This window comes from Pseudomonas sp. BF-B-30, from assembly GCF_019956305.1.
Taxonomy (GTDB): domain Bacteria; phylum Pseudomonadota; class Gammaproteobacteria; order Pseudomonadales; family Pseudomonadaceae; genus Aquipseudomonas; species Aquipseudomonas jessenii.
This window is the reverse complement of the sequence record NZ_JAHBDG010000058.1, coordinates 1-15,386: the sequence shown is the minus strand read 5'-3', so window position 1 is coordinate 15,386 and position 15,386 is coordinate 1. Positions and strand designations below refer to the sequence as shown.

Annotated in this window: 14 protein-coding genes and 2 pseudogenes; 6 read left to right on the top strand and 10 right to left on the bottom strand. The window is 61.2% G+C overall.

Translation table 11 applies throughout. The annotated features are described in order from the left end of the window. Together KGB29_RS24470 and KGB29_RS24465 are read right to left on the bottom strand one after the other, a co-directional pair. Window positions 1-359: pseudogene (locus KGB29_RS24470) on the bottom strand (copper oxidase); the annotation flags it as partial. Between the two features lie 412 nt (window positions 360-771). Continuing rightward, window positions 772-1,845 carry a sensor domain-containing diguanylate cyclase gene (locus KGB29_RS24465; RefSeq protein WP_150814560.1) on the bottom strand — a complete coding sequence of 358 codons (1,074 nt, stop codon included), beginning with the start codon at window positions 1,843-1,845 and terminating at the stop codon, window positions 772-774. 173 nt (window positions 1,846-2,018) lie between these two features. Between KGB29_RS24465 and KGB29_RS24460 the strand changes: the two genes are divergently transcribed. Further along, window positions 2,019-2,357, top strand: a complete 339-nt coding sequence (locus KGB29_RS24460; RefSeq protein ID WP_057715221.1) for an FKBP-type peptidyl-prolyl cis-trans isomerase — start codon at window positions 2,019-2,021, stop codon at window positions 2,355-2,357. A 3-nt stretch (window positions 2,358-2,360) separates the two neighbouring features. Here the strand turns inward: KGB29_RS24460 and KGB29_RS24455 are convergent. Then, window positions 2,361-3,378, bottom strand: a pseudogene (locus tag KGB29_RS24455) (D-cysteine desulfhydrase family protein). Window positions 3,379-3,638: 260 nt separating this feature from the next. Between KGB29_RS24455 and KGB29_RS24450 the strand changes: the two are divergent. Both KGB29_RS24450 and dmeF read left to right on the top strand, forming a co-directional pair. After that, window positions 3,639-3,914 carry a metal/formaldehyde-sensitive transcriptional repressor gene (locus KGB29_RS24450; protein ID WP_057715220.1) on the top strand — a complete coding sequence of 92 codons (276 nt, stop codon included), beginning with the start codon at window positions 3,639-3,641 and terminating at the stop codon, window positions 3,912-3,914. Between the two features lie 13 nt (window positions 3,915-3,927). After that, window positions 3,928-4,848: a CDF family Co(II)/Ni(II) efflux transporter DmeF gene (gene dmeF, locus KGB29_RS24445; RefSeq protein WP_150814561.1), complete on the top strand. Its 921-nt coding sequence runs from the start codon at window positions 3,928-3,930 to the stop codon at window positions 4,846-4,848. An 11-nt stretch (window positions 4,849-4,859) separates the two neighbouring features. Here dmeF and KGB29_RS24440 read toward each other — a convergent pair whose 3' ends face one another. Further along, window positions 4,860-5,969 (bottom strand): cytochrome P450, encoded by a 1,110-nt coding sequence (locus tag KGB29_RS24440; RefSeq protein WP_218543876.1) that lies wholly within the window; start codon window positions 5,967-5,969, stop codon window positions 4,860-4,862. 78 nt (window positions 5,970-6,047) lie between these two features. Here KGB29_RS24440 and KGB29_RS24435 point away from each other — a divergent pair, with 78 nt between their 5' ends. Beyond that, window positions 6,048-6,812, top strand: coding sequence for an ArsR/SmtB family transcription factor (locus tag KGB29_RS24435; protein ID WP_150814563.1), 765 nt, complete (start codon window positions 6,048-6,050; stop codon window positions 6,810-6,812). 159 nt (window positions 6,813-6,971) lie between these two features. On the opposite strand, the gene KGB29_RS24430 is transcribed toward KGB29_RS24435, so the two are convergent. The 5 genes from KGB29_RS24430 to KGB29_RS24410 form a co-directional block, all read right to left on the bottom strand. Next, on the bottom strand, window positions 6,972-7,991 hold the full coding sequence (locus tag KGB29_RS24430; RefSeq protein ID WP_053158498.1) for a branched-chain amino acid aminotransferase: 1,020 nt from the start codon (window positions 7,989-7,991) through the stop codon (window positions 6,972-6,974). A gap of 242 nt (window positions 7,992-8,233) precedes the next feature. Further along, complete coding sequence (gene lpdA / locus KGB29_RS24425; protein WP_150814564.1) at window positions 8,234-9,616, bottom strand: dihydrolipoyl dehydrogenase; 1,383 nt, start codon at window positions 9,614-9,616, stop codon at window positions 8,234-8,236. 3 nt (window positions 9,617-9,619) lie between these two features. Beyond that, window positions 9,620-10,897: a dihydrolipoamide acetyltransferase family protein gene (locus KGB29_RS24420; protein WP_057715214.1), complete on the bottom strand. Its 1,278-nt coding sequence runs from the start codon at window positions 10,895-10,897 to the stop codon at window positions 9,620-9,622. Further along, a complete protein-coding gene (locus KGB29_RS24415) occupies window positions 10,898-11,956 on the bottom strand; it encodes an alpha-ketoacid dehydrogenase subunit beta (RefSeq protein WP_007988197.1) in 1,059 nt (352 codons plus the stop codon). A gap of 1 nt (window position 11,957) precedes the next feature. After that, complete coding sequence (locus KGB29_RS24410) at window positions 11,958-13,193, bottom strand: 3-methyl-2-oxobutanoate dehydrogenase (2-methylpropanoyl-transferring) subunit alpha (protein ID WP_057715213.1); 1,236 nt, start codon at window positions 13,191-13,193, stop codon at window positions 11,958-11,960. A 185-nt stretch (window positions 13,194-13,378) separates the two neighbouring features. Here KGB29_RS24410 and bkdR point away from each other — a divergent pair, with 185 nt between their 5' ends. After that, window positions 13,379-13,867, top strand: coding sequence for a Bkd operon transcriptional regulator BkdR (bkdR, locus tag KGB29_RS24405; RefSeq protein WP_007976593.1), 489 nt, complete (start codon window positions 13,379-13,381; stop codon window positions 13,865-13,867). A 114-nt stretch (window positions 13,868-13,981) separates the two neighbouring features. Here the strand turns inward: bkdR and KGB29_RS24400 are convergent, their stop codons facing one another. Continuing rightward, entirely contained in the window at window positions 13,982-14,845 is an 864-nt protein-coding gene (locus tag KGB29_RS24400; RefSeq protein ID WP_150814565.1) for an MBL fold metallo-hydrolase, read from the bottom strand. Between the two features lie 118 nt (window positions 14,846-14,963). Here KGB29_RS24400 and KGB29_RS24395 point away from each other — a divergent pair, with 118 nt between their 5' ends. Then, window positions 14,964-15,305 carry an ArsR/SmtB family transcription factor gene (locus tag KGB29_RS24395; protein WP_007976596.1) on the top strand — a complete coding sequence of 114 codons (342 nt, stop codon included), beginning with the start codon at window positions 14,964-14,966 and terminating at the stop codon, window positions 15,303-15,305. The last annotated feature ends 81 nt before the right edge of the window (window positions 15,306-15,386 follow it).

Genomic DNA, 15,386 nt, shown 5'->3' with positions numbered 1-15,386 from the left:
TACGGCTGGGCCCCGAACAATGGGCTGGGCTTGCCGTTGGTGGGGATTTTGAAGGATGTCTGCAGGGCTGGCGGCAGCACGTTGTCGGTCGTTGGCGTGGTGCGGGTGCCGTACACACCATTGGGCAAGGCGATGGAACCCTGGTTGGCGGGTGGCATGGCCTTTAGGGCATCCAGCGCGGCCTTGAAGTCGGTCGGCGGATTGGTATACGCCGAAGGATCTGTTGGCGGCGGCGGGCTGACATCGTCAAGCGGTGCTGCGTTGACCGGGGACAGACTGAAGGTGATCAACAGTACAGAGCCTGCGCCCGAAACCCTTAAGGAGCGGAACGAATTGAACGGCGATGCAATGATTTTCATGAGGTTCCCCTCGCGACATAGCGCAACGGCGAAACCCGCCATCCCCGGTTGGTGACAGCATCTGCCTGCGTTGCAAGGGGCTATGCAACCGTCGGGCCATGGATGAGGAAGATACTGAGTAATAAGTAAGTTGTTTCAAAATGTGTCTTTTTGGTGAAGTGTAGGGTGGGGATATTCCTCAAACTAGGTGGTAAACACCCGATTGAGTGGGTGTAGTCCCCCATTTATGGGAGTGGCGGCCCTGTTTCACCAACCGCTAGGGACTGCTTGCTCTGGGGCGACATGAATTCACAAAGGACCTGGCACACGGTTCTTGTTGGGGCGGATAGTGGAGCAGGGGCATCGATAGGTTAATTGCATTGTTGGTATGCATTGATGCGCGAAGTGGATCAAGGCATTCAAGGACGAAGCGCTATTCGCTGTGTGCCCGCACCAGGCTCTCGGTGCCCAACCGATACTGATTGTTCCCGCTGCGCTTGGCCTCATACATCGCCAGGTCGGCAATGTGCAGCAAGCGGTCGATGCTCGGCGCATGATCTGGGAACACGGCGACGCCGAGGCTGGTGCCGATGTGGCGCTGGTCGTTGCCGAGGGTGACGGGTGGGGAGAGTTCGACGAAAATTTTCTGGCAGATCGTGCGCGCTTCGTCTTGCAGGCTTTTGCCTTGGGGCAGGTCCTGGAGGATGACCACGAATTCGTCGCCGCCGATCCGGGCGACGGTGTCGGTGCCGTGCAGGATGCGCTTAAGCCGCGTGGCGGTCGTGACCAGCACGCGGTCGCCGGCCGCATGCCCATAGCGGTCGTTGATGGCCTTGAAGCCATTGAGGTCGACAAACACCAGCGCCACCCGCGTGGCACTGGTGCGCGCCAACTCCAGGGCTTCGGACAGGCGCTCTTCGAGCACCAGGCGATTGGGCAGGCCGGTCAACGGGTCGTAATGGGCCAGGTGCTTGAGGTAGTTGGCCGAGGCCTTTTCTTCGGTGATGTCGCGCACAACGCCCATCATCTTGATCGTTTCGTCGTGGTCGTTCTTGACCACGTTGCCGGTTTCCCGCAGCCAGCGGATCGTTCCGTCGGGCCACACCACGCGGTATTCCTCATCATGGTTTTCGCCGGTTTCCAGGCAACGCAGCTCGCCGGCCCGAACCCTGAGCCGGTCTTCCGGATGCACGCAGGAACAGAACAGGGCGTAAGAGGGCGCCACTTCGCCGATCTTGAAGCCGAACATGCCGAAAATGGCATCTGACCAGTACAACCGGTCGGTGTCGACATCCCAGTCCCAGGTGCCGATACGAGCGAAATACTGGCTGCGCTTGAAGCGCTCGGCGTCGTCATCCTTGTGGATGTTCTGGCCTTCGGACAGGCTATTGATGATCGCGCGATACTCCGCCAGTTGCTTTTGCAGATAGCGTTCGCGCCAAGCCAGCACGACGATCAGGCTGAGCGTCATTGAACCAAGGAGGACGCTGGTCCAGAGCAGGATCATTCGGGGGTGGCCATCAGGGCGGAGAACCGTACGGGTAATTGTTGATTATTTTAGTTCAGCAAACCGCTTTAAACGTCGCGCGCGGAGGCGGCAATGGTTGCCAATCGAGGACAAATCTGGGAAAACGGCGCGCATCAGGCCCTAGAGGGCGAGTGAGCATACGAGTGAAATCAATGAATGACGAGCTTCAGGTAATCGATCTTCAGGTGGGTGACGGAAAAGCCGCCGTAAAAGGCGCACTGATCACCACCCAGTACCGTGGCTGGCTGGAGGACGGGACCGAATTCGACTCTTCGTACAGTCGTGGCAAACCCTTCCAGTGCGTGATCGGCACCGGGCGGGTCATCAAGGGCTGGGACCAGGGCATCATGGGCATGCAGGTCGGCGGCAAGCGCAAGTTGCTGGTGCCGGCGCACCTGGCCTATGGCGAACGCACCATGGGCAAGATCACGCCGAACTCGAACCTGATCTTCGAAATCGAATTGCTGGAAGTGCTGACGAGGGATGATTGACCGTCAGGCCTGAAACGTTTCCCGGTACGCATACAGGCCGGGTGTTCCGCCGGTCATGATGAACAGCACATTGTCCCCGGGGGCGAAGCGCCCTTGCTGCAGGTCGGCCAGCAATCCGGCAAACGCCTTGCCGGAGTACACCGGGTCGACCAGCAGGCCTTCGGCACGCGCCATCAGGCATACCGCGGCCTGCATGGCGGCGGTTGGCAGCCCATAGCCGGTACCCAGCTGGCTGCCGTCAATCACCAGCTCATCAGCCCGCACCTCGGCGCTACTGCCCAATAGCGCCAATGTTTCGCAGGTCAGTTGCAGGGTTCTCGCCGCTGATGAGTCCTGGTCGGACAACACCGAGAACGACTTGACCACGGACATACTCCGGCCCAGCAACCGGAAACCCGCCGCGAGCCCGGCATGCGTGCCGGCGCTGCCATTGGGTACCACCACTTGATTGAACCTGAGTTGCAGTTCGGCCTCTTGTTGGGCGATCTCCGCTGCGCAGCGGGCATAACCGAGGCTGCCCAGGGGCGTCGAGCCACCGGTTGGCAGCACCATGACCTTGTGCCCGGAGTCTCGAAGCTGCGCCGCCCTGGCCTCGGCTTTGGCCAGTGAGTCACACCTGCATCTGCGCGCCGAACAACTGGTCGAGCAGCACATTGCCGTTGAGCTCGTAATCCACCTCGGCCTTGGCCACGGTCCGGGTCAGGAACAGCTCGCAGGCGATGCCCAGCCGGGCGCACACTGCGGCGGTCAGGCGGGCATGATTGGACTGGATGCCGCCCACGGTAATGATCGTATCGATTCCGGCTTGCAGTGCTGCGCCGATGTGGAATTCAAGCTTGCGCAGCTTGTTGCCGCCCGCGCCGATCAACATATGGTCGTCGCGTTTGAGAAACAGGCCGATACCCTGCTTGTCGAGGCCCAGCAGCTGTTCGAGTCGCGCAGCCCGCTGAATGGGCGTGGGACCTTGCAGCAGGTCTGCCCGCGCAAAAACACTCAGTGACTTGTCCAGTTGGGTTTGCATCGATCGAACCTCGTTGTTCACCATGATCCTGGTGACTCTATGGAGAAAGGCCGGCGGGATAAACGCACTGCCCGTCATGACTGTTTTAACCCGGTGTAACTAATCCAGCCGGGCAGCAGGGGTGTTGAACCCAAACGCTCAGCGGCCAACCGGCCGGCGAAAATCGATGTCACGCCAAACCGACCGTCATCGGGTTGTGCCTTGCCAGGCTCCGCACTATCGGCGACCATAGGTGCCATATAGGGGTAGGGGGTATAGGTATGGCACACATTCACGAACACAAGGATGACTTGATCAAGCGGGTGCGGCGGATTGCCGGGCAGGTGGAAGCCGTGGAGCGAGCGCTTGAGTCCGATGCCGATTGCGCCAAGACCCTGCATCTGGTGGCCGCCATCCGGGGCGCGGTCAATGGTCTGCTGGAGCAGTTCATCGACGCCCATGCCCGCGAGCACGTGGCCCATCCGGACCTGAGCGATGAAGATCGCGCCCAGGGCGTGGAAGACCTGTTGCTGGCCATCCGTCGTTATGCCAAATAGAGGTCTGAATTCCATGACACTGACACCACAGGCTTCGCGCTTTTCTCACGACCATGTTTTTCTCGGCGCATCCCATGATGAAAACGCCCGACGCACCTTATGGGTGGTGGCGCTGACGTTTGTGATGATGATTGGCGAAATTGCCGCCGGTTACATCACCGGTTCCATGGCGCTGCTGGCCGATGGTTTTCACATGGCCACCCATGCCGGGGCCTTGGGCATCGCGGCGGCGGCCTATGGGTTTGCACGGCGCAATGCCAACAACGCGCGTTACAGCTTCGGCACCGGCAAGGTCGGGGATCTCGCGGGTTTTGCCTCGGCCATGGTGCTGGGGCTGGTGGCGATCGGCATTGCCGGTGAATCCGTTTATCGCCTGTTTCAGCCAACGACCGTGGCGTTCACCGAAGCGACGGTGATTGCGGTGGTGGGGCTGGCGGTGAACATCGCCAGTGCCTTTTTGCTGGCGGGCGACCACGGCCATCATGGCCACAGCCATGAGCACGGCCATCATCACCATCACGACAACAACCTGCGCTCGGCCTATGTCCATGTGCTGGCCGATGCCTTGACTTCAGTGCTGGCGATCGCCGCGTTGCTGGCGGGGCGCTATCTGGGATGGGTGTGGCTGGACCCGGTGATGGGCATTGTGGGCGCCATCGTGATCGCGAAATGGGCCGTTGCATTGATGCGTGACAGCGCAGCGGTGTTGCTCGATGTCACGGATACACACGTCGCCGACGAGATTCGTGAACTGCTGGAGTCGTCGGACGATGTGCGCATCAGCGATCTGCATGTCTGGCAGGTCGGCCCCCAGGCGCGGGCCGCGATTGTCAGCGTTGTGGCGGCGGCCAATGTCAGTGCCGACACCATTCGCGAACGCCTGGCGCCGGTCCATGAACTGTCCCACCTGACCGTCGAACTCCGCGTTGCTTGAACGGCTTCCGGTCATTCACGGAACAGTGGAATCCGTCCATTCGTGGAGGGGCGGTATTCCCGCTTCAGAGGGTCAAGTACCGGCCTCATCGCCAGAAGCTGCTTGAGCGTGGCGCCTGCAATGCTCAACGCCAGCCGTTGCCCCGGACATTGATGGCGCCCCGCGCCGAAGGTGAAGCTGCGCCGGTTCGGGCGGTCGAGCAGGAAGGTGTCGGGGCTGTCGTTGAGCTGGGGGTCGCGATTGGCCGAGGCCAGCAGCACCAGGATCACGTCTGCGGCGTTCAGCCTCACCCCGTCAATTTCGCAGGGGGCGGCGACGAAGCGGCGGGTGTTCTGTACCGGCGGGTCGAAGCGCTGTACTTCGGCCAGCAGGTCTTCGACCGGGGGTGATTCGCTGCGCAACGACGGATGTTGAATCAATGCCAGCACGGCGTTGCCGATCAGCCCGGCAGTGGCCTCGAAGGTCTGGGAGAACAGGCCGATCAGGTTGGCGATCAGGGTTTGCGGTGCGCCGCAGGCGAAGCGCTGGCCGATACCTGCAAGCAAAGGGCTGTGGTTGTACGGATCGTCGAGCAATTCGATGAAATAACCGCTCAATTGTTCGGCGGCAGCGTGGGCGGCGGTCAATTGTGCCGCGTCACTCAAGGGTGACAGACAGGCGACGAAATCCGCCGTCAACTCACTGATGGCGCGGCCCTGAGCCGGGGTGAACCCCAGCAACGCCGCCACCACGCAAACCGGTCCGCGAAACATGGCGTTGTACAGGCCAGCGGCATCGGCGGTCATCAATCGGGCGCTGACCAGGGCCTCGACTTCCCGCGCATCGATCAACTCCAGCCCCGGCACAATCGCCGACCGTGGGCAACGCTGGCGTTCACCTTCATTCATGCGCATCAATTGGCCGAACACCTGGCCGGCCATGCCGTCGGCGATCGCCTTGGGGACTGGCTCCTGCGCGGGGCGAACGTGGCAATCGGGATGCGCCAGCACGGCGGCCACCGCCCGGGCGCTGCTGGCCACCCACATGTTCAGCCCCGGATGAAAAGCCAGCCCACCGTCGGCACGCAGTTGTGCGTAGTAGGGATAAGGATCGGCATGGGTCGCAGCGATGATCGGGTCCATGGGCACAGCCTTTGGTTGTTGGAAAGTGTTGCTACTATCTCCAGTCCGAAAGGGCATTGATTCGTCCGGGAGCGAAATATGAGCGCAGAACAACACGACATCGGCGTCTCGCAGGTGGCGGCAGCCATCGCTGAGCCGGCGCGGACGAAAATCCTCTGTTCGCTGATGGACGGCCATGCCCGCACCAGCACCGAACTGGCGGCGGTGGCCGAAGTCAGCGCGTCGACCGCCAGTGCCCACCTGGCCAAGCTCAAGGAGCTGGCGCTGGTGCGGCTGCACGTTCAGGGGCGTCATCGCTATTACAGCCTGGCGGACAAACGCGTGGCCCAGGCCCTGGAGGCACTGATGGTGATCGGCCAGAACACCGCGCCGAGCTTCCGGGCACGGACCCCGGATCGCCTGCAATTTGCCCGCACCTGTTACGACCACATGGCGGGAACCCTGGCCGTACTGCTGCATGACCGGATGCTTGAAGCGGGCTGGCTTGAGGAAACCGACGAACAGGCCTATCGCTTGAGCGACAGCGGTACGGCAATGTTTCAAGGGCTCGGGATCGAGACGCAGGACTTGAGCACCTTGCGCCGTCGTTTCGCCTGCCCGTGCCTGGACTGGAGCATGCGTCGGCCACATCTGGGTGGGGCGCTGGGCGCGGCGTTGCTGCAAACGGCGCTCAAGCGCAAGTGGGTGACCCAGGATCTGGACAGTCGGGCGTTGGCGTTGACGGCGTTGGGGCGCAAGGAGATTGGACGGCGGTTTGGAATCGGGTTGCCGTTGGTGGTTGAGGGTAATGTCAAAGTTTCGCAAATTGCGGCAGGTTCAGCGGAGTTCGGGAACATTCGCTGACTGACGAACGTGTATTCCGGTTGTTTCTGTGTTGAATGCAATGCCGTCATCGCGAGCAAGCTCGCTCCCACTGGGGAGTGGTGGGTTCGTCAGTACTATGCAAACAAAAAGCCCCCCATCGGTCACCCGATGGGGGGCTTTTGTGCGTCTGGCGTCAGGTCAAACCTTGACGATCCAGCCCGCTGGCGCTTCGATGTCGCCGGTTTGCACACCGGTCAGCTCTTTGTAGAGCTTCTGGGTGACCGGGCCGACTTCGGTTTCGCTGTGGAACACGTGCAGGTGGTCGTTGTAGTCGATGCCGCCAATCGGCGTGATCACCGCGGCAGTACCGCAAGCACCGGCTTCCTTGAAGTCGGAGAGCTTGTCGATGAACACGTCGCCTTCAACCACTTCCAGACCCAGGCGGGTCTTGGCCAGCTCGATCAGCGACAGACGGGTGATACCCGGCAGTACCGATGGCGAGTTCGGGGTCACGAACTTGTTGTCGTGGGTGATCCCGAAGAAGTTGGCCGAACCGACTTCCTCGATCTTGGTGTGGGTCATCGGATCCAGGTAGATGGCGTCGGCGAAGTGGGCTTTCTTGGCCTTGGAGCCGGGCATCAGGCTGGCGGCATAGTTGCCACCGACCTTGGCGGCACCGGTGCCTTGTGGCGCGGCGCGGTCGTAGCTGGAAATCTGGAAGTTGTGCGGGGTCAGGCCGCCCTTGAAGTAGGCGCCAACCGGAATGCAGAAGATCGAGAAGATGAACTCGGGTGCAGTGCGCACGCCGATGTTATCACCCACGCCGATCACGAACGGGCGCAGGTAGAGCGCGCCGCCGGTGCCGTACGGCGGAATGAAACGCTCGTTGGCGCGGACCACTTCCTTGCAGGCTTCGATGAATTGCTCTGTTTCCACCTGCGGCATCAGCAGGCGGGCGCAGCTGCGCTGCATGCGCAGGGCGTTCTGGTCCGGGCGGAACAGGTTGATCGAGCCGTCCTTGCAACGATAGGCCTTCATGCCTTCGAAGCATTGCTGGCCATAGTGAAGGGCAGTGGAGCCTTCGCTGATGTGCAGCACGTTATCTTCGGTCAGGGTGCCTTTGTCCCACTCGCCATTGCGAAAGTACGACAGATAGCGCTTGTCGGTCTTGATGTAGTCAAAACCCAGCTTGTCCCAATTGATGCTTTCGTTACCCATGACACCCTCTATCACTGAACAACCGTCGAAACGGTTCAAGGCTTCTGACGTTTTTTGGATGGGGACAACAATACTTCATTCTTGGGCTGTTTCGCAGCCCGGACTATCGGATGACGGACAGATAATTCGCGTTGACCTTGATAATTCGCGAGCAAGCCCGCTCCCACAGGGGAATGCATTCCAAATGTGGGAGCGGGCTTGCTCGCGAAGAGGCCATCACGGACACCACCGATCGCCCTGATTCACAGGTGCAATGCGTGGCCAAGGGCCCGCAACGCCGCTTCCTGCACCGCCTCACCCAGGGTCGGGTGTGCATGGATGGTGCCGCCGATGTCTTCCAGCCGCGCGCCCATCTCCAGGCTCTGGGCAAACGCCGTGGACAGCTCCGACACGCCGACGCCCACCGCCTGCCAGCCGACAATCACGTGATTATCCCGACGGGCGACCACCCGCACGAAGCCGCTTTTCGACTCCAGGGTCATCGCCCGGCCATTGGCGGCGAACGGGAAGCTCGACACGATGCAGTCCCAACCTGCGGCCTTGGCCTCGTCCGGGGTCTTGCCGACCACTACCAGTTCCGGGTCGGTAAAGCACACGGCCGCGATGGCGGTCGGGTTGAACTCGCGGGTTTTACCGCTGATCAGCTCGGCCACCATCTCGCCCTGGGCCATGGCCCGGTGCGCGAGCATCGGTTCGCCGCTCAGGTCACCGATGGCATACACGTTGCGCATGCTGGTCTGGCAGCGGTTGTCGATCTTGATCGAGGAACCATTCATGTCCAGGTTCAGCGCTTCGAGGTTCCAGCCCTGGGTGTTCGGCTTGCGACCGACGGCCACCAGTACCTGGTCGGTTTCCAGGTTCAGGGTCTCGCCGTTCGAGGCAAGTACTTGCAAGGTATTGTTAGAAGAATCAAAGCCTTGCACGCTATGTTTCAAGTAAAGCTTCACGCCGAGTTTTTTCAGTTCGTCGTGCACCGGCTGAGTCAGTTCGGCGTCGTAGGCCGGCAGGATGCGTTCCTGCGCTTCCACCACGCTGACCTCGGCGCCGAGCTTGCGATAAGCAATGCCCAACTCCAGACCGATGTAACCGCCGCCGACCACAATCAAGCGCTTGGGCACGGATGCAGGCGCCAGGGCTTCAGTGGACGAGATGATCGGCCCGCCAATCGGCAGCATTGGCAGGTTCACACTTTTGGAACCGGTGGCCAGCACCAGGTGTTCACACTGGATACGTGTGTCGCCAACTTCCACGGTTTTGCCGTCAACCACTTTGGCCCAGCCTTGAACGACCTGGACCTTGTTCTTTTTCAGCAGCGCCGCGACGCCGGTGGTCAGGCGATCGACGATGCCGTCTTTCCATTCCACGCTCTTGCCGATGTCCAGGGTGGGCGCCGAAACGCTGATGCCCAGGGCCGAATGCTGGCTGTGGTGTTGCGTTTGATGGAACTGCTCAGCGACGTGAATCAGTGCCTTGGACGGAATGCAGCCAATGTTCAGGCAAGTGCCGCCCAGGGATTGGCCTTCCACCAGGATGGTCGGGATGCCCAGTTGGCCGGCACGGATCGCCGTCACATAACCGCCGGGGCCGCCGCCGATGATCAGCAGCGTGGTATTGAGGGTCTGCATGACTTACTCCACAAACAAGGTCGCGGGTTGTTCGAGCAAGCCACGGATGGCCTGGATGAAGAGCGCCGCGTCCATGCCATCGACCACGCGGTGATCGAAGGAGCTGGAGAGGTTCATCATCTTGCGGATCACGATCTGGCCTTTGATCACCATTGGCCGTTCGACGATCTTGTTCACGCCGACTATCGCCACTTCCGGCAGGTTCAGCACCGGGGTGCTGACGATACCGCCCAAGGCCCCAAGGCTGGTCAGGGTGATGGTCGAGCCGGACAACTCGTCGCGGCTGGCCTTGCCGTTACGGGCGGCAGTGGCCAAACGGGAGATTTCAGCGGCGCTGTCCCACAGGCTGCGGGCTTCGGCGTGACGCACCACCGGCACCATCAACCCGATATCCGCCTGGGTGGCGATGCCGACATGCACCGCGCCGAGGCGGGTGATGACCTGGGCTTCGTCGTCGTAGCGGGCGTTGATCTGGGGGAAATCACGCAGGGCGACGACCAGGGCGCGGACCAGGAACGGCAGCAAAGTCAGCTTGCCGCGAGTCGCGCCATGTTTTTCGTTGAGGTGCGCGCGCAGCTCTTCCACGGCGGTGACGTCGATTTCTTCGACATAACTGAAGTGGGCGGCGCGCTGGGTGGCGTCCTGCATGCGCTGGGCAATCTTGCGACGCATGCCGATCACCGGGATCTGCTGTTCATCGGTACGTTGGGCATAAGCCGCCGCCACCGGTGCCGAAGCGTTCGACTGACCCTGGGCCAGGTAGGCGTCGAGGTCTTCATGCAGCACGCGGCCGGCGGGGCCGGTGCCACGCACCAGGCGCAATTGAATGCCGAGGTCCAGCGCATGCTTGCGCACGGCCGGGGAGGCCAGCGGACGCTCATCGGCCTCGCGAGCAACCATCGGGCCCTGGCATACGGCAGCTTTCGGCGCCGGGGCAGCGACCGGTTTGCTTTCAACCACGGTTTCGACTTTCGTTGCTGCAACCGGTGCTTCTTTAACAACAGGTGCCGGTTGCGCCGATTCCTTAACGTTGCCCGCGCCTTCGACTTCAATGCTGATCAGCACACTGCCGACCGCCATGACTTCGCCCGGCTGGCCACCGAGGGCAATGACCTTGCCATGCACCGGCGACGGGATATCGACCATCGCCTTGTCGGTCATCACATCGGCCAGCACCTGATCTTCGACGACCATGTCGCCGACCTTGACGTGCCATACCGACAATTCAACTTCTGCAATGCCTTCACCAATGTCCGGCATTTTAATGACGTGCGTGCCCATTCAGACCTCCATGACCCGTTTCAACGCCGCGCCCACTCGGGACGGCCCTGGGAAATACGCCCACTCTTGCGCGTGCGGGTAGGGGGTATCCCAACCGGTGACGCGTTCGATCGGCGCTTCCAGGTAGTGGAAGCAGTGCTCTTGCACCAGCGCCGTCAGTTCGGCGCCGAAGCCGCAAGTGCGGGTGGCTTCGTGAACGATCACGCAGCGCCCGGTTTTCTTCACCGATTTGGTGATGGTTTCCAGGTCCAGCGGCCACAGGCTGCGCAGGTCGATGACTTCGGCATCCACGCCGCTTTCTTCAGCGGCCACTTGCGACACGTAGACGGTGGTGCCGTAGGTCAGCACCGTGACGTCCTTGCCCGGACGGGCGATAGCGGCAACGTCCAGCGGTACGGTGTAGTAACCGTCCGGAACCTGTGCGGCGGGGTGTTTCGACCACGGGGTAACCGGGCGTTCGTGGTGGCCGTCGAAAGGACCGTTGTACAGTCGTTTCGGCTCCAGGAAAATCACCGGGTCATCGTTTTCGATGGAGGCGATCAGCAGGCCTTTGGCGTCGTAGGGGTTGGACGGCATGACGGTGCGCAGACCGCATACCTGAGTGAAGAGTGCCTCGATGCTCTGGCTGTGGGTCTGGCCGCCGTAGATGCCGCCGCCGCAGGGCATGCGCAGGGTCATCGGCGCGGTGAACTCGCCGGCCGAGCGATAACGCAGGCGCGCGGCTTCGGAAATGATCTGGTCGTAGGCCGGGTAGACGTAGTCGGCGAACTGGATCTCCACCACCGGGCGCAGACCGTAGGCGCCCATGCCCACGGCGGTGCCGACGATACCGCTTTCAGAGATCGGCGCGTCGAACACTCGCGAGGTGCCGTACTTGGCTTGCAGGCCTTCGGTGCAACGGAACACGCCACCGAAGTAGCCCACGTCCTGGCCGAAGACCACGACGTTGTCGTCACGTTCAAGCATCACATCCATGGCCGAGCGCAGGGCCTGGATCATGGTCATGGTGGTCGTGGTCATGGCGGTTTCCAGCTCGATATTGTTGTTGTGATCGTTCATGTCAGATCCCCAACTCTTGACGCTGGCGCTTCAAGTGCTCCGGCATCTCTTTGTAGACGTCTTCGAACATGGTCGCGGCGCTCGGAATCTGGCCGCCGGCGAGAGTGCCGTACTGTTCGGCTTCTTTCTGCGCGGCAATCACTTGGGCTTCGAGCTCGGCGCTGACGGCGGCGTGTTCCTCTTCGGACCACTGGCCGATCTTGATCAGGTGCTGCTTGAGGCGCGCAATCGGATCGCCCAGCGGGAAGTGGCTCCAGTCATCGGCCGGACGGTATTTGGACGGATCATCGGAGGTCGAGTGCGGGCCGGCGCGGTAGGTGACCCACTCGATCATGGTCGGGCCGAGGTTGCGCCGCGCACGTTCGGCAGCCCAGGCGGAGGCGGCGTAGACCGCGTAGAAATCGTTGCCGTCGACCCGCAGGGAGGCAATGCCGCAACCGACGCCACGACCGGCGAAGGTGGTGGCTTCACCACCGGCAATCGCCTGGAAGGTGGAGATCGCCCACTGGTTGTTGACCACGTTGAGGATCACCGGCGCGCGGTACACGTGGGCGAACGTCAGGGCGGTGTGGAAGTCCGACTCGGCGGTGGCGCCGTCGCCGATCCACGCCGAAGCGATTTTGGTGTCGCCCTTGATCGCCGAGGCCATGCCCCAGCCCACGGCTTGCACGAACTGGGTGGCGAGGTTGCCGGAGATGGTGAAGAAACCGGAGTCCTTGACCGAGTACATGATGGGCAACTGACGTCCCTTGAGCGGATCGCGCTCGTTGGACAGCAGCTGGCAGATCAGGTCGACCAGCGGTACGTCGCGGGCCATCAGGATGCTTTGCTGGCGGTAGGTCGGGAAGCACATGTCGTCGATGTTCAGGGCCAGGGCCTGGGCGCTGCCGATGGCTTCTTCGCCAAGGCTCTGCATGTAGAACGACATCTTTTTCTGACGCTGGGCGACCACCATGCGGTTGTCGTAGATGCGGGTCTTGAGCATGGCGCGCATGCCCTTGCGCAGGATCTCCACCGGTACGTTTTCGGCCCATGGGCCGAGGGCATTGCCCTGGTCGTCGAGCACGCGGATCAGGCCACGGGCCAGGTCAGCCGTGTCAGCCGGTTCAACGTCGATTGGGGGTTTGCGCACCGTGCCGGCATCGGTCAGATGCAGGTAGGAGAAGTCGGTTTTACAGCCGGGACGGCCCGAGGGTTCGGGGACGTGCAGGCGCAGCGGTTCATACGCTTGGGTCATGGCTTCTACGCTCGATCTTGTGAATTTCTTGTAGTGAGCTGACAGATTTCGTTCGGTAGAAGAAATCTTGTCCTACAACAATCATAGGCCCGACCAAGAAGAATATTTCTCTCTGTTTCGTTGCGCTAAAGATCATTTGCAGATAAAAAACCTGCATAAACATAAAAAACAGGTGGTTTTGTCTCATGCGCAAACTGGACCGTACCGATATCGGCATTCTCAACAGCCTTCAGGAGAACGCGCGCATCACCAACGCCGACCTGGCGCGTTCGGTGAACCTGTCACCCACGCCGTGTTTCAACCGGGTCAAGGCCATGGAAGAGCTGGGGGTGATTCGCGAGCAAGTGACGCTGCTGGATGCCGACCTGCTGGGGCTGCATGTGAATGTGTTCATTCACGTCAGCCTGGAGAAGCAGGTGGAGGAGGCGTTGCAGCATTTCGAAGAAGCGATTTCCGATCGCCCCGAGGTGATGGAGTGCTACCTGATGGCCGGCGACCCGGACTACCTGATCCGGGTGCTGGTGCCGACCATCCAGTCGCTGGAGCGCTTCATGATGGACTTTCTGACCAAGGTGCCGGGGGTGGCGAACATCCGTTCGAGCTTTGCGCTCAAGCAGGTGCGGTACAAGACCGCGCTGCCGTTGCCGGCCAATGGCCTGACTTTGGGCAACTGACACGATCACTCTGTAGGAGCGAGCTTGCTCGCGATGGACGTTATCGATAACGCGAGTCTTCTGGATAAACGCGTTGCCCTCAAGTCCATCGCGAGCAAGCTCGCTCCTACAGGGTCAGAATTTGTTAAGCGGGATTTTCAGGTAGGTCACGCCGTTGTCCTCGGCCGGCGGCAAATTCCCCGCCCGCACATTCACCTGGATCGCCGGCAGCAACAGTGTCGGCATGCCCAGCCCTGCATCACGTCGTGTACGCATTTCCACGAACGCGGCTTCATCGATCCCGTCATGTACATGAATGTTGTTTTTGCGTTGTTCACCGACGGTGGTCATGCATTGGGGCGCGCGGCCATTGGGCGGGTAGTCGTGGCAGACGAACAGCCGCACGCTGGCGGGGAAGGCCAGCAGTTTGTGGATCGAGGCGAACATCTGGTTGGCATTGCCGCCCGGGAAATCGCAGCGGGCGGTGCCGACGTCGGGCATGAACATCGTGTCGCCGACCAGAATCACATCGCTGTCGACCAGGTAAGCCATGTCCGCCGGGGTATGGCCGGGCACGTGCAGGGCGGTCGCCTTGAGGTTGCCGATCATGAACGATTCGTCGGGGGCGAACAGGTGATCGAACTGGGAGCCGTCGACGCGAAAGGAGGGCTCCAGATTGAACAGTGTCTTGAACACGTCCTGCACCTTGCTGATCGACTCGCCAATGGCGATTTTGCCGCCAAGCTCCCGCCGCAGATAAGGCGCGGCGGACAGGTGATCGGCATGGGCGTGGGTTTCCAGCAGCCACTGCGCCTGCAGCTTGTGGGCACGGACGAAGGTGATGATTTTGTCAGCCTGGGTCGTCGCGGTGCGCCCGGCGGCACCGTCGTAGTCGAGCACCGGATCTACAATCGCACACTGCCCGCCATCAGCCTCATAGACCACGTAGCTGTAGGTCGAGGAGGCGGGGTCGAGGAAAGCTTCAATCAGTGCGGGCATGGACACGAACCTGTGCAGGGTTGGAAAAGTCAGACGGCGAAATTTCAGTCATGGGTTGCAACATTATATGTTTAAACATAATGTTTACAGCTTAAGTGACGTTGAAGGCATCCTGCAAATGCAATCCAGTCTGACCGAATGTGAAGTCGCCCAACTGCGCGCCTCGGCCTCCAAGGCGTGTGCGCTGCTCAAGGCCCTGGCCAATGAGGATCGCCTGTTGATCCTGTGTCAGCTGACCCAGGGCGAACGCAACGTAGGCGAGCTGGAAAAAATGACCGGCGTGCGCCAACCGACCCTGTCCCAGCAATTGGGGATCCTGCGCGATGAAGGACTGGTCGCTACCCGTCGTGAAGGCAAGTACATTTTTTACGGTCTCGCCAGTCACGAAGTGATCCAGGTGATGAAAACCCTCTCCGGGCTTTATTGCGGGGCGGTGCTTAAAAGCTGGGTTCAACCCTGAATGCCAGTCAACACACAGAACCTGTGGGAGCGGGCTTGCTCGCGAAGGCAGTGTGTCAGCCAACGTTTATGTCTACTGACA